The following is a 24,089-nucleotide window of genomic DNA, read 5'->3' as shown; positions in this document are numbered from 1 at the left end:
CTTGGCATCTATAAACACCTAGAAGACCACTTTCCTGATAAGATGTTCTAATTTACAAAGATAATGAAGTTATTGAGAAAAACAATGTTTGAAAGTATAAGATCAGATTTTCCCATATTAAATCAAAAGGTCAATGACGAACCTCTTGTTTATTTGGATAATGCCGCAACCAGCCAAAAACCGCAGCAGGTTCTGGATACCCTTATGGCCTACTATCATGAAGAAAACGCGAACGTCCACCGTGGTGTTCATACTTTGGCTGAGAGAGCCACTCAACAATACGAAGCCAGTCGTCAGAAGGTGGCTGACTTCATTCATGCTAGTTCATCACGTGAGATTGTGTTTACCAGAGGGACGACTACTGGCCTTAATTGGGTTGCTCGCTTTGCTCGTAATATGTTACAGCCAGGAGATCAGGTTCTTATTTCCATTATGGAACATCATGCTAATCTGGTTCCTTGGCAAGAAGCTTGTCGTGCAACTGGAGCAGAACTCGTCTATGTTTACCTTAAAGATGGTCGTTTAGATTTAGAAGATTATCGGAGCAAACTCTCTTCAAAAACGAAGTTTGTCAGTTTAACTCATGTTTCTAACGTCTTAGGCTGCTTGAATCCCATCAAAGAGTTAACACAAATGGCGCATCAAGTTGGGGCTTACATGGTGGTAGACGGAGCCCAAGCAGTTCCCCATTTACCAGTCAATGTTCATGAATTAAACTGCGATTTTTATGCTTTTTCTGGCCACAAGATGATGGGACCAACGGGTCTTGGTGTACTATATGGCAAAGAAGAGATTTTAAAAACGATGGAGCCAATTGAATTTGGTGGTGAAATGATTGATTTCGTGTATGAACAAGAGTCAAGTTGGAAAGACCACCCCTGGAAGTTTGAAGCGGGAACGCCTCATATAGCCGGAGCTATCGGTTTGGGATCAGCTATTGATTACCTTAATGATTTGGGGATGGCAGCTATCCATACCCATGTTCAAGCTTTAGTAGCCTATACTCTGCTTAAACTTCAAAAGATCGAGGGAGTTGTTGTCTACGGTTCAAAAGATCCTAATAATCATATCGGGATTATCTCATTTAATATAGAAGGCCTTCACCCACATGATGTTGCAACTGCCCTGGATTATGAAGGCGTTGCTGTTCGTGCAGGGCATCATTGCGCTCAACCCCTACTTCATTATCTGGGGATTTTGTCTGCGCTTAGGGCTAGCTTTTATGCCTATAACACTTACCAAGACTGCGATCGCTTCATTGACGCTATCATAAAGACCAAGGAGTTTTTTAATGGCACTCTCTAGTTTAAATCATCTTTACATGACTTTGGTTACGGAGCATTCTAAAAACCCACATCATTTTGGGCAACTAGAAGGTTTGGAAGCCATTCAGCTAAACAATCCAACCTGTGGGGACGTGATTTCCTTAACCCTTGCTATGAAAGATGATAAAATTGATGATATAGCTTTTTCCGGTCATGGTTGTGCCATTTCAACCGCCTCAGCCAGTATGATGACGGATGCTGTTGTGGGCAAGACCAAGGAAGAGGTTCTGGTTTTAGCTGATCTTTTTTCAGAAATGGTTCAAGGAAAAGAGGATTCCAAACAAGCAGCTCTCGGAGATGCCGCTTTTATGGCGGGGGTGTCTAAATTCCCGCAGAGAGTCAAGTGTGCCACCTTAGCTTGGAATGCTCTTAAAAAGGCCATCGATCGCAGTGAGATGACCTCGTAGTCTAAGCAATCAGGACTACCTACCGTTTGGGGCGAGTTGGTCAATCTACTAGCAAGTTTCTATAAGAACTTGTGTTTTTTAACGAGCTAGTTTTGTAGTCGATAAAGATATAAGATGAGACTAATGAGATGCAGCGCACTATAAAATGTGCCATGACATTATTTTGTCGACAATTGTAGAAGCGAATAGAGAGCATTCTCATTTAGAGTTGCGACTAGAAACCGTTTATATCAAGAATAGAAAGGACAATTCATGTCTGAAAAAGTAGAACCAAAACCCATTGATTTGGGTGAGTACAAGTTTGGTTTTCATGATGATGTTGAACCGATTATGTCAACAGGAAAGGGGCTAAGCGAAGCGGTAGTTAGAGAACTATCTGCTGCTAAAGGTGAGCCAGAATGGATGTTAGAATTCCGCCTCAAATCACTGGAAACCTTTAATAAAATGCCCATGCAGGAATGGGGACCTGATTTATCAGATATTAATTTTGATGATATTATTTATTATCAAAAACCTTCTGATAAGCCAGCGCGTTCGTGGGATGATGTTCCTGAAAAAATTAAAGAGACTTTTGAACGTATCGGGATTCCAGAAGCTGAGCGCGCCTACCTAGCCGGTGCATCAGCCCAGTATGAATCAGAAGTTGTTTACCATAACATGAAAGAAGAGTTTGAAAAACTGGGTATTATTTTTACAGATACGGACTCAGCTCTAAAAGATTACCCAGATCTCTTTAAGAAATACTTTGCTAAGTTAGTGCCGCCAACAGATAACAAGTTAGCAGCCCTTAACTCAGCGGTTTGGTCAGGGGGGACCTTTATCTACGTTCCCAAGGGAGTTAAGTGTGATATTCCGCTTCAGACCTACTTCCGTATCAACAATGAGAATACGGGTCAATTTGAACGCACCTTAATCATTGTGGATGAGGGTGCCAGTATACACTATGTGGAAGGGTGTACAGCTCCAACTTATTCCTCTAACAGCCTTCATGCCGCTATTGTTGAAATCTTCTCGCTTGAAGGTGCTTATATGAGATACACGACCATTCAAAACTGGTCTGATAATGTCTATAACTTGGTGACCAAGCGTGCCAAGGCGCTTAAAAATGCTACTGTTGAGTGGATTGATGGCAATCTCGGGGCTAAAACAACCATGAAATATCCATCTGTTTACCTAGATGGAGAAGGTGCGCGTGGAACGATGCTCTCTATCGCCTTTGCCAATAAAGGACAACATCAAGACACAGGTGCTAAAATGATCCACAATGCCCCTCACACCTCATCATCCATTGTGTCAAAATCCATTGCTAAGGGTGGTGGTAAGGTGGACTACCGTGGTCAAGTTACCTTTAATAAAAAATCTAAAAAGTCAGTGAGTCACATTGAGTGTGATACTATTTTGATGGATGATATTTCAAAATCAGATACCATTCCATTCAATGAAATTCATAATTCTCAAGTAGCCTTGGAGCATGAAGCGAAAGTTTCAAAAATTTCAGAAGAGCAACTCTACTACCTCATGAGTCGTGGCTTATCTGAATCAGAAGCTACTGAGATGATTGTCATGGGCTTCGTTGAACCCTTTACCAAAGAACTTCCAATGGAGTATGCTGTTGAGCTAAATCGTTTGATTTCTTATGAAATGGAAGGTTCTGTCGGATAATTTACCGTAAAATGAAAGAAAAACCCTGCTATACGTGATTATATTGGTGGGGTATGTTCGCTGAATGGTTGTCGAAAAGATTAGGAAAGTGTTGTCTAAGTGTGATGCTTTTCTTTAGGGATATAGGTCCTGTTCTAGTTTCATATGTCATACTCAATGAAAATCAAAAGCAGACTAGGCGACGCCAAGGCAGAGAGAACTGAAATTTATCAAATCAAGTCAACAACACCTGCCTTTATTGTCGAAGAGTATCAAATGATTGCATTTTCTTTGATACTCACATCATCAGTAAAAAAAGCCGCTATCTAGCGAGCTTTTTTAGTTATAAACGTTCATTGACATAAGTAACGAAATGACTCCACCAAACTCTTAAGAAGAAGCTGCGTTCAACAGGACTTTTGGTTTGGGCAGTTACTTTTGGAAGATCCCCCAAATAGCCATCTCCGACAAGATGTTTGTCTTGGAAAACGAAGTGGCCTACCTTGGTCTTGCTTTTCACTGGTGCAGCCAATTCCTTTTGATTAGCTTGAAAGACGATTTTGGATTTTTGGTTAATTGGACGAATGACAGTTAAGTCTCTAGCTGCGGTAGCTTCTACCGTTTTTTTCTTTCCGTCACGAACAGAAACCTTGCTACTATAAACTGTTTGCCCTTTCTTCAAAATAGTCTTTTTCTCAAAATTAGCCCGAATATAATCTAAGATCTCATTTGTTGCTTTAAAACGAGCGAATTCATCTTTGTCAGCATTGTCAGCATTTAACACCACAGTAATGATACGCATGCCGTTTTCAGTAGAAGTTGCCACGAAAGATGCACCAGATTTTTTTGTGGTACCAGTTTTTAAGCCATCGACGCTGGCACGATAGTAGGGCATGCCTTCTAACATATAATTATAGGTTGTCATCAAATTTCCGTCGAAATCAGCGTTTATTTGCTGGCTGACTTTGATGAGATTGGGGTAGTCTTTGATAATATGCCGAGCAATAATAGCCACATCTTTTGCGATCATCATATTTTCATCGGTTTTTTTAGAACCAGGGTAAATATGATCTCCTAGGATTTGGTTATTGAGTCCAGAAGCATTAACTAGCTGAGCATCCCTAATGCCCCAATCCTTCAATTGTTGAGACATCATATCAACAAATTTTGGTTCACTGCCTGCGATGTGCTCCGCAAGAGCAATCGCTGCGCTATTAGCACTGGCTATCATTGTCGCATTGACCAAGTCTTTAACCTTGTATTTCCTAGCTTCCATGGGAACATTGCTAGCTTCTGGATTGACAGTCAACTGATAAGGATAATCAGAAATCTCAACCTCAGTGTCCCAAGTCAGATTACCCTTGTCAATTTCTTGATAAACCATATAAACCGTTAATATTTTAGTAATCGAGGCAATGGCATCTGGAGTCGTCGCATCCTTCTCATATAAAATTTTCCCAGTATGGGCTTCAACAGCAATAGCATGCTCAGCCTTAGCCTTGAATTCATCTGCGGTCACAAATGAAGGTAAAAAAGAGATAAGTAGACTCAAAAAAACAATGATTTTTTTCATAATGCTCCTTACAATGATTTGTTACCCATGATGTTGGTTAGTTTCAAAACACAATAAAACGATTAGATGAATGATGCCATGAGTGCTAAAGTCAAGAGTACTCGCCCTCATGAGCTAATGACAGGGTACTGCTATTTCGTTGTCAATGAAGTAGAACTTAACCAAACGGCAGGCCAACTGTCCTGATCGCTCCATCATCGCCCATCTATTAGTTTAACAGAACTTCCATTCCAAGGCTATTTCTAATCTATCACTACTTCCGGTAGCAGTTACATGAAAAGACAATTTATGACGAAGTGTCTCCTAAGAGCATTAGTCTTACGGATGGATTTTCATTAACGATTTGTCTTTGCTAGGCAAGGAGTGACTAAAACTCATTTTTTGAAAAGTTTTATATTTTATAATCATAATGCACAATCTCTGTAAGAGGGCTGATTAGTTTATTGCCATTTCCTATGTGGCAAAAGCTATCAGTATGCCTTCTGGAATGAGATAGCACAAGGAATGCTTGGTATTTTCTTATTATAACATATTTTAATTTTAGGAAATATTTCGACAGATTGGTAAGCGGATACAATGTGTGGAATTTTCTGAACGAATCTTTTTTTTTTTAGGTATTTATGGTAAAATACTTCTAAATCATCATATGCGCATTGGTTTTGAAAAAGACAAAACATAGAGGAGTGTTTTTATGACAAGTAAAAAGAAATTAATGGTGTTAGCTGGTGTTGCACTTGTTTCGACATCAGTTCTGGCAGCTTGTGGCAATCAATCTGGTTCAAAGAAATCAGGCGATATGTCATATAGCTATGTGTATCCAGAAGAACCTAAAACGTTAGATTATACCACAGCTAATGCAAGTGGAACGAGTGACTTGACGTCTAACTTTGTTGACGGTCTCTTGGAAAATGACCGCTATGGTAACCTGGTTCCGTCATTAGCTAAGGATTGGACAGTCTCTAAAGATGGATTGACTTATACCTACAAACTGCGCGATGACGCATACTGGTACACAGCAGATGGCGAAGAGTACGCTCCAGTAACTGCTGAAGATTTTGTGACAGGATTAAAACATGCTGCTGACGAAAAAGCTGATGCGCTTTATGTTGTCGAAGATTCTGTTAAAGGTCTGAAAGATTATCTTGATGGAAAAATCAAGGATTTCAAAGAGGTTGGTGTCAAAGCGATTGATGAACATACAGTTCAATATACCCTTAATAAGCCAGAAAGTTTCTGGAATTCTAAAACAACCTACGGTATTCTTTTCCCTGTAAATGGAGAGTTCTTGAAATCTAAAGGGAAAAACTTTGGTGCCCCAACTGATCCATCTAGTTTATTGTATAACGGTCCATATACCCTAAGTGCCATTACTTCTAAGTCATCTGTAGAGATGACTAAAAATGAGAATTATTGGGATGCTAAAAATGTCCATATTACGAATGTCAAGTTGACTTATTCTGATGGTTCTGATCCCGATGCTCTCTTTAACAACTTCAAAGATGGTTCATATAGCTATGCTCGTCTGTATCCAAACCAACCAAGCTATAAGAAGGCCTCTAAAGACTTTGGTAAGAACATCTATTACACTCAACAAAATGCATCAACCTTTATGTATTTCTTCAATGTCAACCGTACTGCCAATAAGATGACTTCTAAAACACCAGAGCAAATGGAAGATACCAAAGCAGCACTTCAAAACAAGGACTTCCGACAAGCAGTAACCTTTGCCTTTGACCGTGCTTCATGGAATTCACAGGTTTCTGGTGAAGAGGCTAAAGATAAGGCTTTGCGTAACACCCTTGTTCCACCAACGTTTGTTCAAATTGATGGTAAAGACTTCGGTGACACAGTTACCAGTGAACTGGAAAAACTTGGCGATGAGTGGAAAGGTGTTGATCTAACAGACGCTCAAAACGGTCTTTATAATCCAGAAAAAGCAAAAGCAGAACTTGAAAAAGCAAAAGCAGCTCTTGGAAGTGACGTTACTTATCCTATTCAAATCGACACCGTTGTATCACAGACAGATGAACTTGGTGTGCAACGTGCTAAATCATTAAAACAATCTGTAGAAGCTAACCTTGGTAAAGAAAATGTTCAGGTAAATGTTCTTGAAAAATCCGAAGAAGAATACCTAGCAGCAACATACGAGGCTGAGTCTGCTGAGCAAATGGACTATGATATTACCATATCTGGTTGGAGCCCAGACTATCTCGATCCGTCATCCTACTTAGACATCTTCTCTACAGAAGAAGGAGCAGCTTCAACAATGCGATTAGGTGTTGATGCTAAGAATAAAGAGCTCATTGATAAGGTTGGTTTAAGCGAATACCAGGCTCAACTTGACAAAGCAGCTGCCATTAATGATGATGTAGATGCTCGCTATACAGAATATGCCAAAGCTCAGGCATGGTTAAGCGATAGTGCCCTAGTTATTCCATCAGTCTCACTAGGAGGTGCGCCATCAGTTTCACGTATTCAACCATTTTCAGCACCATTCTCATGGGTTGGTACTAAAGGTGGCGGCACTAATTATAAATACCAAAAACTTCTAGATAAGCCAGTTACAGCTGAGGCTTATCAAAAAGCTTTGGAGAGCTGGAAAGCTAAACGCGAAAAATCAAATGAAAAAGCCACTAAAGAACTGGCTGATCATGTAGCAAAATAAAGCTTAGTAAACAAGAAAAGAGCTTTCTCTCAACGCAAGAGAAAGTTCTTTCAAGTTTTGGAGAACAGAATGAAAAAATATATCTTAATGCGTGTTTTGCGATCATTAGTATCTATTTTTTTGGTAACCACCTTGGTCTATACAATTGTCTATACCATGGTGCCAAAAAGTTTAATTTTTAAAAATGATCCTAACTACAATAAAATGATTACAACCCCGGATAAAAAAGCCAATTATGAAAATACCATTTTTGAACGGATGGGGTATATCGACTATTTAACCACTAAAGAGCTTCAAACAAAAGCTTCTAAAGAGTATAAGCAGGTCACAACAAAGCCAACGGCTACCAATAAAAACTATTATCAAAAATATCTGAAATCAACAGGTGGCAAATGGCAATTGCATCAATTCAAAGAGAGTAAAGAATTTTATGCGACACGTGACATTTCAATCATTGAACGTGTTTGGAATTTCTATTCAAACCTCATCGTTGTTGATCATCCTTGGAAAATAAAGGATGCTTCAAATCCTGATTTAGAACGCTATGTTCGATTTGAAAATGATCCTTCAGTAGGACCAGCTTTAGTCGGTTCGGGAACAAAACACAAATATTTGATGTATTTTAACAGCAGTTTTCCATTTATTCATCAAAATATTTTTAAACTTAACTTAGGACTGTCGTATCCAACCTATGCCAACCAACCAGTCACACGTATTATCACGCAAGGACAAGGAAGAACACTTCAAAGTGAAGTGACATTTCCAAATGGCAATACACGTCAGTCGGCCATTAATATGTATTCAAGAACTTATTTGTCACCATCTAAAGCTGATTCGCGCGCGAAGCATAATTTCGGTGAAAACGATGCTTACACAGCGACGCAGAATAATTATAGCGAACCATCTATGCTCAAAAACTCTTTTATCATTGGTGTTGTAGGGGTTATCATTGCCTATGCAGTAGGTCTACCAATCGGTATGCTGATGTCTCGCTATAAAGATGGCCTATTTGATCGCTTCTCAACAGGTCTCATGACCTTTATGTTGGCCTTACCGAGTGTCGCAACGATTTATATCATCCGTTTTGTTGGGTCAAACTTAGGTCTACCGGATAGTTTTCCAAATTTAGGTGCTTCTAGTCCATTATCTTATGTGCTACCAGCCCTTGTTTTAGGAATTTTAAGCGTTCCAGGGATTGTGGTTTGGTTCCGTCGCTATATGGTAGACCAACAGGCTAGTGATTATGTGCGATTTGCTCGCTCTAAAGGTCTCACAGAGGCAGAAATTTCTCAAAAGCATTTGTTTAAAAATGCTATGGTGCCGATTTCGAACGGTATTCCAAGTTCGATTGCTTTAACAATCGTTGGGGCAACCTTAACAGAGACTATTTTTGCCTTCCCAGGTATGGGTAAAATGTTGATTGACTCTGTACGTGCAGCTAATAACTCAATGGTTGTTGGGTTGGTCTTTATCTTTACAGTTGTATCTGTTTTTGCTTTACTCTTAGGTGATCTTTTAATGACCATCTTTGATCCACGTATTCGATTGACTTCAAAAGGAGGTAAATAATGGCTCAAATCGATAAAACGAAATTTACATTTGTAGAATTAGATACCTCAGCAGCAGAAGTGATCGATTCACCAGCTTATTCTTATTGGAAGTCGGTTTTCAGGCAGTTTTTTGCTAAGAAGTCGACCCTTATTATGCTTGTTATTCTGATCACGATTATTTTGATGAGTTTCATCTACCCAATGTTTGCCAATTACGATTTTAAAGATGTTAGCAATATCAACGATTTTTCAAAACGTTTTATTTGGCCAAATAGTGAGTATTGGTTTGGTACAGATAAGAATGGGCAATCATTATTTGATGGTGTTTGGTATGGTGCTAGAAATTCTATCTTGATTTCAGTGATTGCGACCTTGATTAACACAGTTATCGGTGTGGTTATAGGTGGTATTTGGGGCGTTTCAAAAAGCTTTGATCGCATTATGCTAGAAGTTTACAATGTTATTTCTAATATCCCCTTCCTCTTGATTGTTATCGTTCTTTCCTATTCAATTGGTGCTGGTTTTTGGAACCTTATCTTTGCCTTTTGTGTTACAGGATGGTTAGGGATTGCTTACAGTATCCGTGTTCAAGTGCTACGTTATCGCGATTTAGAGTATAACCTTGCCAGTCGTACCTTGGGAACCCCGATGACTAAGATGGTGGTTCGTAACCTCTTGCCGCAATTGGTATCAGTCATCATGACCTTGGTAAGTCAGATGTTACCTATGTATATTTCTTTTGAGGCATTCTTATCTTTCTTTGGTCTTGGATTACCGATTTCCGAGCCAAGTCTGGGACGTCTTATTGCTAATTATTCAACCTACTTAACAGATAACTCATACCTTTTTTGGATTCCGCTAACGACTTTGATTTTAGTGTCTTTACCGCTATATATCGTGGGGCAAAACCTTGCAGATGCTAGTGATCCGCGTTCACATAGATAGGAGATAACATGGAAAAAACAGATAATGTTATATTAAGTGCTAAAGATGTTGTTGTTGAATTTGATGTGCGTGATCGTGTTTTGACTGCCATTAGAGGTGTCTCAATTGACCTTATTGAAGGCGAAGTCCTGGCAGTTGTCGGTGAGTCTGGTTCCGGAAAATCAGTATTAACAAAAACATTCACTGGGATGCTAGAAAGTAATGGCCGTATTGCTAGTGGATCGATTAATTACCGTGGAAAAGAGTTATCAAGTCTAAAGAGTCATAAGGATTGGGAAGAGATTCGTGGTGCTAAAATTGCCACTATTTTCCAAGATCCAATGACTTCATTAGATCCGATTAAGTCAATTGGTAGTCAAATTACAGAAGTCATTATTAAGCATCAAGGAAAGTCTAAGTCTGAAGCTAAAAAAATGGCGATTGACTACATGGAAAGTGTTGGTATTCCAGAAGCGGCGAAACGTTTTAAAGAGTATCCATTCCAGTATTCAGGAGGAATGCGTCAGCGTATTGTTATTGCGATTGCTTTGGCCTGTCGCCCTGATATTCTTATTTGTGATGAACCTACAACAGCTTTGGATGTTACCATCCAAGCTCAAATCATTAAGTTGCTTAAAGATTTGCAAGCTGAATATAGTTTCACAACTATATTTATTACACACGACTTAGGGGTAGTAGCAAGTATTGCGGACAAAGTGGCTGTTATGTATGCGGGTGATATCGTCGAATACGGCACAGTTGAGGATATTTTCTATGATCCTCACCACCCTTATACTTGGAGCTTATTGTCTAGTTTGCCGCAACTAGCAGATGAAACAGGTGTCTTATTCTCTATTCCAGGAGCTCCACCATCGTTGTATAAGCCAATTGTAGGAGATGCCTTTGCGCCACGTTCTCGTTATGCCATGCAAATTGACTTTGAAGAAGAAGCGCCAAAATTTTATGTTAATGATAACCACTGGGCCAAGACCTGGCTGTTACACCCAGATGCACCAGACGTTGATAAACCAGAAATGATACAAGATTTACATTCGAAAATTTCACAAAAACTAGGAAAAGAAAGGGTTGAACAATAATGCCAGAGAAATTAGTTGACATTAAAGATTTGGAAATCTCTTTCGGTGAAGGCAAAAAGAAATTTGTTGCCGTCAAGAATGCGAATTTCTTTATCAATAAAGGAGAAACATTCTCTTTAGTAGGAGAGTCAGGTTCTGGGAAAACAACGATTGGTCGGGCAATCATTGGACTAAATGATACCAGTAGTGGTGAGATTGTCTACGATGGAAAAGTGATTAATAAGAAACTGTCTAAATCAGATGAGAGAGAAATGCTCCAAAAGATTCAAATGATTTTTCAGGATCCTGCAGCTAGTTTGAATGAACGTGCGACAGTGGATTATATCATTTCTGAAGGATTATATAATTTTGGACTTTTTAAAGATGATAAGGACCGTCAAGATAAAGTCGCTAAAATGATGACCGAAGTTGGTTTGCTTTCGGAACATTTAACACGCTATCCTCATGAGTTTTCAGGAGGACAACGTCAGCGGATTGGTATCGCTCGTGCATTGGTTATGGATCCAGAATTCATTATTGCAGACGAACCGATATCAGCTTTAGATGTTTCCGTTCGAGCTCAAGTGCTCAATCTTTTAAAACGGATGCAGGAAGAAAAAGGACTAACTTACCTTTTCATTGCACACGATTTATCAGTAGTAAGATTTATCTCGGATCGAATAGCTGTTATCTATAAGGGTGTTATTGTCGAAGTTGCTGAGACTGAAGAATTGTTCAGAAATCCAATTCATCCATATACCAAATCCTTATTATCTGCTGTGCCAATTCCAGATCCAATTCTGGAGCGCCAGAAAGAATTGGTCGTTTATGATCCAGAACAACATGATTATGATACAGAGGAACCAAGCATGGTTGAGGTGTTGCCTGGTCATTACGTTTGGGGAAGCCCGACGGAAATTTCTAAATATAAGTTAGAAAATCCATACAAATAATAAAAAAGCGAGGCATCGCTTTTTTTGTTATAGCCAAAAACTATATATAGTAAGAAAAAAAGAAAATATCATCCTAAAACGACATATTTAGCAGAGTTGAAGTGGTTTAGTATAGGGAGAAAATGCCTTGATATAGGCGGAAATGGCTAGTTCTTGACCAAACCTAGTACCGCCATTCCATGCCTTGTTTTATTTAAAATACGGAGAATTCAGAAAATTTTTCATTTTACTCTTCCTTTTTCGAGTAGGGGTATGGTATAATTCAATTCATTAAAGTAATGCTCATCATAGGAGGACATCATATGTCAATGTTTTCAAAAACAAATTGGAAGCGTGTTGGTTTAGGAGCAGTTGCTCTGACATCAACGGCTGTATTAGTTGCTTGTGGCGGTGGAAAATCATCTTCGTCTGCTTCAGATAAGAGTGTTATCAATTGGTCAATTCCAACTGAAATCAATACATTGGATTTATCTAAAAATACAGACACCTATTCCAACATGGCGATTGGTAACTCAGGAAGTAACCTACTTCGCCTTGATGGTAAAGGTGGCACAGAGCCGGATTTAGCTAAAAAAGTTGAAGTATCTGAGGATGGTCTCACCTATACAGCAACTCTTCGTGATGGCTTAAAATGGTCAGATGGCAGTGATTTAACGGCAGAAGATTTTGTTTATTCATGGCAACGTATGGTAGATCCTAAAACAGCTTCTGAGTATGCTTATCTTGCAACAGAATCACATCTTGAAAACGCTGATAAAATCAATTCAGGTGACGAAAAAGATTTGAACAAACTTGGTGTTAAAGCTGATGGAAATAAAGTCATCTTTACTTTAACAAGTCCGACACCTCAGTTCATGGAGTATCTTGCTTTCACAAACTTCATGCCTCAGAAGAAAGAATTTGTTGAAAAAACTGGAAAAGACTATGGAACAAATTCTAAATCACAACTTTATTCAGGTCCTTATAAAGTCGAAGGCTGGAACGGTTCTAACAATAAATTCAAGCTTGTTAAAAATAAAAACTACTGGAATGCTAAAAATGTCAAAACAGAAACGGTAAATATCCAAGTCGTTAAAAAACCAGATACAGCGGTCCAAATGTACAAACAAGGTGACTTGGATGCAGCCAATATCTCAGGAACAACTGCTATTTATAATGCCAACAAAAATAGTAAAGAACTTGTAACTGTTCCAGAAGCTACTTCAGCTTATATGGTTTATAACCAAACAGGTGAAGTTAAAGCTTTAGCTAATGAAAATATTCGTAAAGCCCTTAACCTTGCGACAGATCGTGAGGGAGTTGTCAAAGCTGCCGTTGACACTGGATCAAAACCAGCTACTGCCTTGGCACCTACTGGACTAGCAGCTTTGGAAGATGGTACAGATTTAACAAAACACGTTGCTCCAGGCTACTCATACGACGCTAAAGAAGCTAAAAAATTATTCGAAGCTGGCCTAAAAGAAATCGGAGAAGACAAACTCACCATTACGGTTACATCTGATGCTGATTCTCCAGTTGCTAAAAATACACTAGATTATTTAAAATCAACTTGGGAAGATGCTCTTCCAGGATTGACTGTCGAAGAGAAATTCGTACCATTTAAACAACGTTTGGAAGATACGAAGAACCAAAACTTTGAAGTTGCAATAGCACTTTGGGGTGGTGACTATCCAGAAGGATCAACTTTCTATGGTATGTTCACATCTGATGCCTCATACAATTACGGTAAGTTCACCAGTGAAGAATATGATAAAGCATACGAAGAAGCTATCGGTAAAAATGCTTTAGATAAAAAAGCGTCAGCTGATAATTATAAAGCTGCTGAGAAAGCTCTTTATGATCATGCTTTCTATAACCCATTGTACTTCCGTAGTACAGAATCATTGCAAAATCCAGCTATTAAGGGACTCGTCCGTAATTCAACTGGTTTGAGTACAGACTTCACGCACGCTTATAAAAAATAATTCAGTTAGCTAGAATGACTAAATAGCAGCAAGAATTGGGTTGCCCAATTCTTGCTTTTATTGCAGGAAAAACTTTTTCCTGCAATAAAAGCAAAAGAAAAAAGGAACTATTATGATAAAATACATTCTAAAACGCCTAGCCATACTTTTGGTAACTTTATGGGTGGTAATTACACTTTCTTTCTTCCTTATGCAGGTAATGCCAGGAACACCCTACAACAACCCTCGCTTGACAGATGAAATGATTGCTTTAATGAACAAGCAGTATGGTCTTGACAAACCCGTTTGGCAACAATATGTAAAATATCTTTTTGATATTTTACAAGGAGATTTTGGGACAAGTTACCAATCCATCAACCAACCCGTATCACGTATGCTTAGCCAAAGGCTTGGTGTATCTGTTCAACTTGGGCTGCAAGCTCTAATCATCGGTATTGGTAGTGGACTTGTTGTGGGCGCAATTTCTGCTCGTAATAAGAACAATAAGATTGATGGTTTTCTTAGTGTTGTGTCAACAATGGGAATTTCAGTGCCTTCTTTCATTATTGGACTTTTACTTCTTGATTATCTAGGCTTTAAATGGCAACTACTGCCGCTTTCTGGTTGGGGAACATTTGCACAATCGGTTTTACCAACATTAGGTCTTGCAATCCCTATTTTTGCTCAAGTGACGCGGTTTTTCCGTAGTGAAATGATTGAGACTTTGAATTCTGATTATATTCAGTTAGCTCGTGCTAAAGGGTTGACGGTGCGTCAAGTAACGAACAAACATGCTTATCGTAATTCCATGATTCCAGTGTTGACCTTGGTTGGTCCTCTGGCAGCAGGTGTTTTAACTGGTTCTGCCTTGATGGAAAGAATCTTTTCAATTCCGGGTATTGGTCAGTTATTCGTTACAGCGATTCCGACAAAAGACTATCCAGTTATTATGGGGACAACAATTGTCTACTCTGTGATGTTGATGGTGGCTATTTTAGCGACAGATATCATTATTAGTATCGTTGACCCTCGCGTTCGCTTGCAGTAAGGAGAGTAACATGGCAGACAAATATCAAACGTTTAAACTTGTTGGTGCTGGAACATCTAGCACTCAAGAAAAAATTGAAAAGCCAGCACTATCCTTCTTTCAGGATGCTTGGCGTCGACTTAAAAAAAATAAATTAGCCGTTGTAGCAATGTGGTTTCTTGTCTTTTTGATGGTATTTTCTTTAGCATCAACTTTATTTGTAAAGCAAAAAGATGCCAACTCTTTTAAGTCAAAGGAAGTCACTACCTATCGAAATCTACCACCTAAGATCAGTGACAATTTACCATTTTGGAATGGTGAGATTGTTTACTCTGGCAATACAGAAGCTAACGATGCGTATGCAGATCAGGGTGTTCCAGAGAATCAAAAATTTGCTTTAGGAACAGATACTCTTGGTCGTAGCCTGGGTAAGCGTATTATTGTAGGGATTCGTATCTCGCTTTTGGTAGCCTTAGCCGCTACCGCGATTGACCTGATTATCGGAGTGACTTATGGTCTGATTTCTGGTTACGTTGGTGGGAAAGTTGATACGACGATGCAACGTATTATTGAGGTGGTATCATCAATTCCTAACTTAGTTATTGTAACGATGCTTGGACTCTTGCTTGGGAACGGGATCCTCTCGATTATTATCTCTATCGGTCTTGTTGGTTGGACATCAATGGCTCGTCAGGTACGTAACTTAACACTGTCTTATCGTGAGCGCGAATTTGTCCTTGCGGCTCGTTCTCTTGGTGAAAATGGTGGTAAAATCGCATTTAAGCATATTTTCCCTAATATTTCAGGGATTATCATTGTTCAAATTATGATGACCGTTCCAAGTGCGATCATGTACGAAGCAGTTCTATCTGCAATTAACCTCGGTGTGAAACCACCAACAGCTTCCCTTGGATCTTTAATCTCAGACGCTCAAGAAAACTTGCAATATTACCCATACCAAGTATTACTTCCAGCGCTTGCTCTTGTTATCATTTCCTTAGCATTTATCTTGCTTGGTGATGGTTTACGTGATGCATTCGATCCAAAATCAAGTAACGACTAAAGGAGGAAATGAATATGACGCAGGAAAATATTTTAGAAGTTAAACATCTTCATGTTGATTTCCACACTTATGCCGGTGAAGTCAAAGCTATTCGTGAAGTTAACTTTGAACTTAAAAAGGGTGAGACACTTGCCATTGTAGGTGAGTCTGGCTCAGGTAAATCTGTAACAACGAAGACTCTCATGGGATTATCGGCAAAAAATGCTGAAATTTCTGGTGATATTCTTTTTAAAAATCGTAATCTTAATGATTTGAAAGAAGAAGATTGGGTTAAAATCCGTGGCAATGAAATTGCTATGATTTTCCAAGATCCTATGACAAGTCTTGATCCTACAATGAAAATTGGCATGCAAATTGCTGAGCCAATTATGCTGCACGAGAAAGTATCCAAAAAAGAAGCTTTGGATCGTGCACTTGAATTGATGAAAAGTGTCGGTATTCCAAATGCCGAAGAACATATTAATGATTACCCACATCAATGGTCAGGAGGCATGCGTCAGCGTGCAGTTATCGCTGTTGCACTAGCTGGTAATCCTGAAATTCTGATTGCGGATGAGCCCACAACAGCACTAGATGTGACCATCCAAGCGCAAATCTTGAATTTGATGAAAGACATTCAGCAAAAAATGTCAAGTTCTATTATTTTCATCACCCATGATTTAGGTGTTGTTGCTGGTATGGCTGACCGTGTTGCTGTTATGTATGCAGGTAAGATTGTCGAGTATGGTACGGTTGATGAGGTATTCTATAACCCACAGCATCCTTATACTTGGGGTCTGTTGAATTCAATGCCTACTACCGATACAGCTGCGGGAGCACTTCAGTCAATTCCGGGAACGCCTCCAGATTTGCTGAATCCTCCAAAAGGGGATGCTTTTGCGGCACGTAATGAATTTGCCTTAGACATCGACCACGAAGAAGAACCACCAATGTTTAAGGTATCAAAAACACACTATGCAGCAACATGGCTATTGGACGAAAGAGCTCCTGAAATAACACCCCCACCACAAATTTTAAAACGTTGGGCTAAATGGCAAGACAAAAACGGAGGGGCTAACTAATGGAAAACACCAGAAAAAAATTAGTAGAATTAAAAAATGTTTCCCTCACATTTAACAAAGGGAAATCCAATGAAGTTAAAGCGATCAACAATGTTAGCTTTGATATCTATGAAGGTGAGGTCTTTGGGCTAGTTGGTGAATCTGGTTCAGGTAAAACAACAGTCGGTCGTGCTATTTTAAAACTTTATGATATTAACGATGGGGAAATCATCTTTAATGGTGAAAAAATCTCTCATCTTAAAGGAAAGGCACAACATAATTTCCGAAAACAAGCTCAAATGATTTTCCAGGATCCACAAGCAAGTCTTAATGGTCGGATGAAAATTAGAGATATTGTTGCTGAAGGATTGGATATTCATAAGCTTGTTTCCTCTAAAACGGAACGTGATGAAAAGGTTCAACGTCTCTTAGATTTAGTTGGGTTAAATAAAGATCACTTAACCCGTTATCCACATGAATTTTCGGGTGGACAGCGCCAACGTATTGGCATTGCTCGTGCTCTTGCCGTTGAGCCAAAGTTTATCATCGCTGACGAGCCTATATCTGCTTTGGATGTTTCGATTCAAGCCCAAGTTGTTAACTTGATGCAAAAATTACAACATGATAAAGGATTGACCTACCTCTTTATCGCCCATGACTTATCAATGGTGAAATACATCTCAGATCGTATCGGCGTTATGCATTGGGGAAAAATGCTGGAAATTGGGACTTCGGATGATGTCTATAATAATCCGATTCATCCATATACTAAGAGTCTTCTATCAGCTATTCCAGAGCCAGATCCTGAAAAAGAACGCATGCGTGTTCATCAAGTATATGATCCGCAAGCAGAATTAGATGGTCAAGAACGCACTATGCATGAAATCACACCAGGTCACTTCGTCCTCGCTACTGAAGAAGAAGCTAAGATCTTTAAAGAACAATCTAAAAAATAATATAAAAACGTCTAAATGACATAGATTCTGTCTATGTGGATTTAGGTGTTTTTTAGGGCTCTTTGTCAACTGTAGTGGGTTGACTTATAACTACCACCGAGAGAGAATCAGCTTGGTCCTCTCTTTCTACCATTTGTCAAGTTTATCAAGGGTTTAACTTAAAAATATGATCATACAGTGACTGTATAGAGATTACTGACTCATCTCCGTCAATCATTTAGTTAAAAAAGAACATGCCAAAACAACATCTTATGTTGGCAATTTTTTGATAAGGTGTTACAATACTAGGGCATAGACTACTTTACCGATTTTGGGTTAAAATATAATCGTAACGTTTGTTATGCGTTTTGAGATAATATATTGTCCTGATGAGGCGATGTATAGAGGCAATCGTATGTGGCTTAGTTGAAGTCATCTGCGATTGTCTTTTTCGATTCTCATAGAAATCTGCGATATGGCAGGGCTTAGTATGACTAGCTGCAGCGATGTTATGGATGCCCTTTAATAGAATCTTTCTTGCGTAAGGGTTCCCGCGTTTGGTGATATGTTCTTTGGCTAAGAAGTTCCCAGATTCATAGTGTCTCAGATCAATCCCAATAAAGGCGTTGATTTGATTGGCAGACTGAAAACGGCGAATGTCTCCGAGTTCGCCTATAATGCTTGTCGCTGTGGTTTCAGCGATACCAGGAATAGATAGTAAGATGTCATATTCAGGCAAAGGTTTGGCTAGAATTACCATTTCGTCCAGAACAGCCTGTCTGCGTTCAGACAATCTTAGCAGTTCTTGTGCATAGTAACGGACCTCTTCAAGCATTGGAGAGGTTTTCTTGACAGCACAGTAGGACTGTTTAGCGAGTTCTGTCAGTTTATTAGTCAGATACTCGACACGCTTTTCGGAAATGCGTTTGGTCGTAGATTGACGAATGCTATCGATTAACTGACTTTGAGTTAAGCTCAATACAAACACTTTGCACGGAAAAGCCATGACCAAATGCCAGTACTGTTCACCAGTTGGTGTTGATAAGAGGTTTTCTAACTCAGGGAAAGTGACCTGCAGCACTTTGTGTAGGCGATTCTTAGCACGGACAATATCTTCTGTCAGATTCTGATAAAAGCGGCTTAAATCACGTAGCTGTTGATAGATTTCCTTTTGGACATAGGTTGGTTTACGATTCAGTACAAACTGAGACTGTGCTAACTTTTCAGCGTCCATTTTGTCGGTTTTACGGACACGTAGGCTATCCAGTTGCTTCTTAGCTTCCAGCGGATTGAGTCGAGTATAGGCGTAGCCATTTTCCTCAAGAAAAGCCTGAAGACGACGAGAATAGACGCCTGTCGCTTCAAAGACAATCTCAGGATTAGGGACAGTTTTCAAGTCTCCTAGAAGCTGATTAAAGCCGATAGAATCATTAGGCATGGTGTAACCGTGAACCTTCTCACCGTTGACTAGAATGGCCACTTCTGAACTTGTTTTACTCACATCAATCCCAAATACTGTACGCATGATACTACCTCTTTATCTTGTTTGATTCCTTGTTTTAGTGATGTCATTTTCAATACTCGACGTCTAGCGTCCCACATACTTTGATAACATTCTCCCTAAAACAGGTATCTTGCCAGTTTTTATTACGACGTCTAGCGTCAAAACACCCCGCGACTTAACAAGACACCTCTACTGAATCGGTTACACTAAACTAGACAGAATTTATAAAGTGTTCTAATAGTAATCAAAAACAGGAGAAATGTATGTCTAGAAGAGTACGTCGTCAATTCACTGATGACTTTAAACAACAAATCGTTGACCTTCACAATGCAGGTATGAAACGTAGCGAAATCATCAAAGAATATGATTTAACCCCCTCAACCTTTGACAAATGGGTGAGACAAGCTAAAACAACTGGTTCCTTCAAATCGGTTGATAATCTAACAAATGACCAACGGGAGCTCATAGCTCTTAGAAAACGCAATAAAGAACTCGAAATGCAGCTAGACATCCTAAAGCAAGCGGCAGTGATTATGGCACAAAAAGGCAAATAATCACTGCTAACAAGGATAAATACAGCATTTCAGCCATGTGTCGTTGGTTGAACCTCCCTCGTTCTAGCTATTACTACAAAGCCATAGAGCCAGTATCGGAAACTGAGCTTGAAGAAAAAGTTAAGCAGATTTTCCTTGAGAGCAAATCTAGATATGGTGCTCGAAAGATCAAGAAATGTCTGGAAACAGAAGGAATCCTCTTGTCTCGTCGTCGCATTCGTCGGATCATGAAGCGATGGAATCTCGTATCTGTTTACCAGCAGACTACCTTCAAGTCGCATTCTAAAGGGAAAAATGAAGCACCCATTCCAAATCGCTTAGCCAGACAATTCAATCAAGAAAGACCACTTGAAGCGATTGTAACAGACTTGACTTATGTCCGTGTTGGTAAGCGCTGGGCTTATGTTTGCTTGATAATAGACCTCTATAATCGTGAAATCATTGGTCTGTCAGTCGGTTGGCAGAAGACTGCAGAGCTCGTAAAGCAAGCGATTCAGAGTATCCCTTATGCCCTAACCAAGGTCAATCTTTTCCATTCTGATCGTGGTAAGGAGTTTGATAATCAGCTGATTGATGAGGTGTTAGGAGCATTTGGAATTACCCGTTCACTTAGTCAAGCAGGCTGTCCTTATGATAATGCCGTGGCTGAAAGTACTTATCGTTCCTTTAAAATTGAGTTTATTAATCAAGAAATCTTTCATTCGCTTGAAGAACTAACTCTCAAAACCAAGGACTACGTCCACTGGTGGAATCATCATCGCATTCACGGTAGTCTCAACTATCAAACCCCCATGGCTAGGCGAGTGATCGCTTAACAAAAACACTTTATAAAAATTGTACAGAAAAGTGTTGCCTTTTCATACTTTAACATAACGAAAAAGTAGTGAGTACTCTCTCCCGTCGGAGATTTCCTCACTACTAATCTTAGTATGTTTACAACGCGGGAATTATAGAGATTTTAAAAAAATACGAAAAAACCTATTGACAAGCCTCGCTGAAATATAGTAATATATAAAAGTTCTCAATCGCCCCATAGTCGTCATAAGCTTTTGCAAAAAAGTTGAAAAAAGTTATTGACAAAGTTTAGGGAGTTTGTTAAAATAAAGAAGTTGTCTCTTAGGAGACGATAAGACCTTTGAAAACTGGATAAAGAAACCAAACGTGCGGGTTACAGTAAGTAACCTGTCAATAAAAAACGAACAAGTCAGAAGTTAACTGACTGAGTACAGTTCAAACGAACAAGTTAATGAGAGTTTGATCCTGGCTCAGGACGAACGCTGGCGGCGTGCCTAATACATGCAAGTGGAACGCATTGATAACTACCGTAGCTTGCTACACTTGATATCAATGAGTCGCGAACGGGTGAGTAACGCGTAGGTAACCTACCTTTAAGCGGGGGATAACTATTGGAAACGATAGCTAATACCGCATAATAGTGGCGGACACATGTCAGCTACTTAAAAGGTGCAAGTGCACCACTTAAAGATGGACCTGCGTTGTATTAGCTAGTTGGTAAGGTAACGGCTTACCAAGGCTTCGATACATAGCCGACCTGAGAGGGTGATCGGCCACACTGGGACTGAGACACGGCCCAGACTCCTACGGGAGGCAGCAGTAGGGAATCTTCGGCAATGGGGGGAACCCTGACCGAGCAACGCCGCGTGAGTGAAGAAGGTTTTCGGATCGTAAAGCTCTGTTATAAGCGAAGAACGGGAGTAAGAGTGGAAAGTTTACTCTGTGACGGTAGCTTATCAGAAAGGGACGGCTAACTACGTGCCAGCAGCCGCGGTAATACGTAGGTCCCGAGCGTTGTCCGGATTTATTGGGCGTAAAGCGAGCGCAGGTGGTTTAATAAGTCTGAAGTTAAAGGCAGTGGCTCAACCATTGTACGCTTTGGAAACTGTTAAACTTGAGTGCAGAAGGGGAGAGTGGAATTCCATGTGTAGCGGTGAAATGCGTAGATATATGGAGGAACACCGGTGGCGAAAGCGGCTCTCTGGTCTGTAACTGACACTGAGGCTCGAAAGCGTGGGTAGCGAACAGGATTAGATACCCTGGTAGTCCACGCCGTAAACGATGAGTGCTAGGTGTTGGGTCCTTTCCGGGACTCAGTGCCGCAGCTAACGCATTAAGCACTCCGCCTGGGGAGTACGACCGCAAGGTTGAAACTCAAAGGAATTGACGGGGGCCCGCACAAGCGGTGGAGCATGTGGTTTAATTCGAAGCAACGCGAAGAACCTTACCAGGTCTTGACATCCCGGTGACCGTCCTAGAGATAGGATTTTTCTTCGGAACACTGGAGACAGGTGGTGCATGGTTGTCGTCAGCTCGTGTCGTGAGATGTTGGGTTAAGTCCCGCAACGAGCGCAACCCCTATTGTTAGTTGCCATCATTAAGTTGGGCACTCTAGCGAGACTGCCGGTAATAAACCGGAGGAAGGTGGGGATGACGTCAAATCATCATGCCCCTTATGACCTGGGCTACACACGTGCTACAATGGTCGGTACAACGAGTTGCGAACTGGTGACAGTCAGCTAATCTCTTAAAGCCGATCTCAGTTCGGATTGTAGGCTGCAACTCGCCTACATGAAGTCGGAATCGCTAGTAATCGCGGATCAGCACGCCGCGGTGAATACGTTCCCGGGCCTTGTACACACCGCCCGTCACACCACGAGAGTTTGTAACACCCGAAGTCGGTGAGGTAACCTATTAGGAGCCAGCCGCCTAAGGTGGGATGGATGATTGGGGTGAAGTCGTAACAAGGTAGCCGTATCGGAAGGTGCGGCTGGATCACCTCCTTTCTAAGGAAATGGAAGCACGTTTGGGATCTTTATTTAGTTTTGAGAGGTCTTTGTGGGGCCTTAGCTCAGCTGGGAGAGCGCCTGCTTTGCACGCAGGAGGTCAGCGGTTCGATCCCGCTAGGCTCCATTGAATCGTAAGATTCAAGATAGTCCATTGACAATTGAATATCTATATCAAATTCCACAATTTTAGAAAAGATTGTAGAAGAAGTAACAAGAAAATAAACCGAAACGCTGTCATTATTAAATGAGTTTAGATCGAGAAGATCAAAAAAATAAGGTTAAGTTAATAAGGGCGCACGGTGGATGCCTTGGCACTAGAAGCCGAAGAAGGACGTGACTAACGACGAAATGCTTTGGGGAGCTGTAAGTAAGCGCTGATCCAGAGATGTCCGAATGGGGGAACCCACTAGCTGATGGCTAGTATCCATAACTGTTAAGGTTATGAGAAGGAAGACGCAGTGAACTGAAACATCTAAGTAGCTGCAGGAAGAGAAAGCAAACGCGATTGCCTTAGTAGCGGCGAGCGAAACGGCAGAAGGGCAAACCGATGAGTTTACTCATCGGGGTTGTAGGACTGCAACGTGGGACTGTAAGTCATAGAGGAATGACCTGGGAAGGTCAGCCAAAGAGAGTAAAAGCCTCGTACTTGAAATGACGCACAGCCCTAGCAGTATCCTGAGTACGGCGAGACACGCGAAATCTCGTCGGAATCTGGGAGGACCATCTCCCAACCCTAAATACTCTCTAGTGACCGATAGTGAACCAGTACCGTGAGGGAAAGGTGAAAAGCACCCCGGGAGGGGAGTGAAATAGAACCTGAAACCGTGTGCCTACAACAAGTTCGAGCCCGTTAATGGGTGAGAGCGTGCCTTTTGTAGAATGAACCGGCGAGTTACGCTATGATGCGAGGTTAAGTTGAAGAGACGGAGCCGTAGGGAAACCGAGTCTTAATAGGGCGCAATAGTATCATGGTGTAGACCCGAAACCATGTGACCTACCCATGAGCAGGTTGAAGGTGAGGTAAAACTCACTGGAGGACCGAACCAGGGCACGTTGAAAAGTGCTTGGATGACTTGTGGGTAGCGGAGAAATTCCAAACGAACTT

The 24,089-nt window shown here is 40.4% G+C and carries 17 protein-coding genes, 1 tRNA gene and 2 rRNA genes (1 of these 20 only partly in view); 18 read left to right on the top strand and 2 right to left on the bottom strand.

Annotated features, from left to right (window positions below):
* Positions 1-84 precede the first annotated feature (84 nt).
* From A2G56_RS05825 to A2G56_RS10660, 4 genes are all read left to right on the top strand, one after another.
* Positions 85-1,305, top strand: coding sequence for a cysteine desulfurase (locus tag A2G56_RS05825; RefSeq protein WP_062710269.1), 1,221 nt, complete (start codon positions 85-87; stop codon positions 1,303-1,305).
* Positions 1,292-1,732, top strand: a complete 441-nt coding sequence (gene sufU / locus A2G56_RS05820) for a Fe-S cluster assembly sulfur transfer protein SufU (RefSeq protein WP_062710266.1) — start codon at positions 1,292-1,294, stop codon at positions 1,730-1,732. Before A2G56_RS05825 ends, sufU begins: the two co-directional genes overlap by 14 nt.
* 252 nt (positions 1,733-1,984) lie before the next feature.
* Positions 1,985-3,394 carry a Fe-S cluster assembly protein SufB gene (sufB, locus tag A2G56_RS05815; protein ID WP_062710263.1) on the top strand — a complete coding sequence of 470 codons (1,410 nt, stop codon included), beginning with the start codon at positions 1,985-1,987 and terminating at the stop codon, positions 3,392-3,394.
* 156 nt (positions 3,395-3,550) lie between these two features.
* Positions 3,551-3,703, top strand: a complete 153-nt coding sequence (locus A2G56_RS10660; protein WP_157761199.1) for a hypothetical protein — start codon at positions 3,551-3,553, stop codon at positions 3,701-3,703.
* Between the two features lie 13 nt (positions 3,704-3,716).
* Here A2G56_RS10660 and pbp3 read toward each other — a convergent pair whose 3' ends face one another.
* Positions 3,717-4,946 (bottom strand): D-alanyl-D-alanine carboxypeptidase PBP3, encoded by a 1,230-nt coding sequence (gene pbp3, locus A2G56_RS05810; protein WP_062710260.1) that lies wholly within the window; start codon positions 4,944-4,946, stop codon positions 3,717-3,719.
* 691 nt (positions 4,947-5,637) lie between these two features.
* On the opposite strand from pbp3, the gene A2G56_RS05805 reads away from it, so the two are divergent.
* The 10 genes from A2G56_RS05805 (at position 5,638) to A2G56_RS05760 (ending at position 18,143) form a co-directional block, all read left to right on the top strand.
* Positions 5,638-7,611: a peptide ABC transporter substrate-binding protein gene (locus A2G56_RS05805; protein ID WP_062710258.1), complete on the top strand. Its 1,974-nt coding sequence runs from the start codon at positions 5,638-5,640 to the stop codon at positions 7,609-7,611.
* 69 nt (positions 7,612-7,680) lie between these two features.
* Positions 7,681-9,180, top strand: a complete 1,500-nt coding sequence (locus tag A2G56_RS05800; protein WP_062710254.1) for an ABC transporter permease — start codon at positions 7,681-7,683, stop codon at positions 9,178-9,180.
* Positions 9,180-10,106 (top strand): oligopeptide ABC transporter permease OppC, encoded by a 927-nt coding sequence (gene oppC / locus A2G56_RS05795; protein WP_062710251.1) that lies wholly within the window; start codon positions 9,180-9,182, stop codon positions 10,104-10,106. The genes A2G56_RS05800 and oppC overlap by 1 nt, the downstream gene beginning before the upstream one ends.
* 8 nt (positions 10,107-10,114) lie before the next feature.
* On the top strand, positions 10,115-11,182 hold the full coding sequence (locus A2G56_RS05790; protein WP_062710246.1) for an ABC transporter ATP-binding protein: 1,068 nt from the start codon (positions 10,115-10,117) through the stop codon (positions 11,180-11,182).
* Positions 11,182-12,114, top strand: coding sequence for an ATP-binding cassette domain-containing protein (locus tag A2G56_RS05785; RefSeq protein ID WP_062710243.1), 933 nt, complete (start codon positions 11,182-11,184; stop codon positions 12,112-12,114). The genes A2G56_RS05790 and A2G56_RS05785 overlap by 1 nt, the downstream gene beginning before the upstream one ends.
* Before the next feature lie 302 nt (positions 12,115-12,416).
* Positions 12,417-14,078: a peptide ABC transporter substrate-binding protein gene (locus A2G56_RS05780; RefSeq protein ID WP_062710240.1), complete on the top strand. Its 1,662-nt coding sequence runs from the start codon at positions 12,417-12,419 to the stop codon at positions 14,076-14,078.
* Between the two features lie 112 nt (positions 14,079-14,190).
* Positions 14,191-15,105 (top strand): ABC transporter permease, encoded by a 915-nt coding sequence (locus A2G56_RS05775; protein WP_062710238.1) that lies wholly within the window; start codon positions 14,191-14,193, stop codon positions 15,103-15,105.
* 10 nt (positions 15,106-15,115) lie between these two features.
* On the top strand, positions 15,116-16,147 hold the full coding sequence (locus A2G56_RS05770; RefSeq protein ID WP_062710235.1) for an ABC transporter permease: 1,032 nt from the start codon (positions 15,116-15,118) through the stop codon (positions 16,145-16,147).
* 14 nt (positions 16,148-16,161) lie between these two features.
* Positions 16,162-17,208, top strand: a complete 1,047-nt coding sequence (locus A2G56_RS05765) for an ABC transporter ATP-binding protein (RefSeq protein ID WP_062710232.1) — start codon at positions 16,162-16,164, stop codon at positions 17,206-17,208.
* On the top strand, positions 17,208-18,143 hold the full coding sequence (locus A2G56_RS05760; protein ID WP_062710229.1) for an ABC transporter ATP-binding protein: 936 nt from the start codon (positions 17,208-17,210) through the stop codon (positions 18,141-18,143). Before A2G56_RS05765 ends, A2G56_RS05760 begins: the two co-directional genes overlap by 1 nt.
* Before the next feature lie 301 nt (positions 18,144-18,444).
* On the opposite strand, the gene A2G56_RS05755 is transcribed toward A2G56_RS05760, so the two are convergent.
* Positions 18,445-19,647, bottom strand: coding sequence for an IS110 family RNA-guided transposase (locus A2G56_RS05755; RefSeq protein ID WP_062710227.1), 1,203 nt, complete (start codon positions 19,645-19,647; stop codon positions 18,445-18,447).
* 242 nt (positions 19,648-19,889) lie between these two features.
* Here A2G56_RS05755 and A2G56_RS05745 point away from each other — a divergent pair.
* The 4 genes from A2G56_RS05745 to A2G56_RS05730 form a co-directional block, all read left to right on the top strand.
* Positions 19,890-20,995, top strand: a protein-coding gene (locus A2G56_RS05745) for an IS3 family transposase (protein WP_099091464.1) whose coding sequence is annotated in 2 segments (ribosomal slippage) — positions 19,890-20,166 and positions 20,166-20,995 — 1,107 coding nt in all. Because the reading frame shifts where the segments join, the coding sequence is not laid out codon by codon here.
* A gap of 427 nt (positions 20,996-21,422) precedes the next feature.
* A 16S ribosomal RNA gene (locus A2G56_RS05740) occupies positions 21,423-22,981 on the top strand.
* A 54-nt stretch (positions 22,982-23,035) separates the two neighbouring features.
* Positions 23,036-23,108, top strand: a tRNA-Ala gene (locus A2G56_RS05735).
* A gap of 152 nt (positions 23,109-23,260) precedes the next feature.
* Positions 23,261-24,089: ribosomal RNA gene (locus tag A2G56_RS05730) — 23S ribosomal RNA — on the top strand; it runs 2,074 nt beyond the window's last position.
* Together the 16S and 23S rRNA genes with 1 tRNA gene alongside form the textbook arrangement of a ribosomal RNA operon.

This window comes from Streptococcus halotolerans, assembly GCF_001598035.1.
Classification (GTDB): domain Bacteria; phylum Bacillota; class Bacilli; order Lactobacillales; family Streptococcaceae; genus Streptococcus; species Streptococcus halotolerans.
The sequence above is the reverse complement of the archived record's forward strand: the minus strand, read 5'-3'. Positions and strand labels throughout refer to the sequence as shown.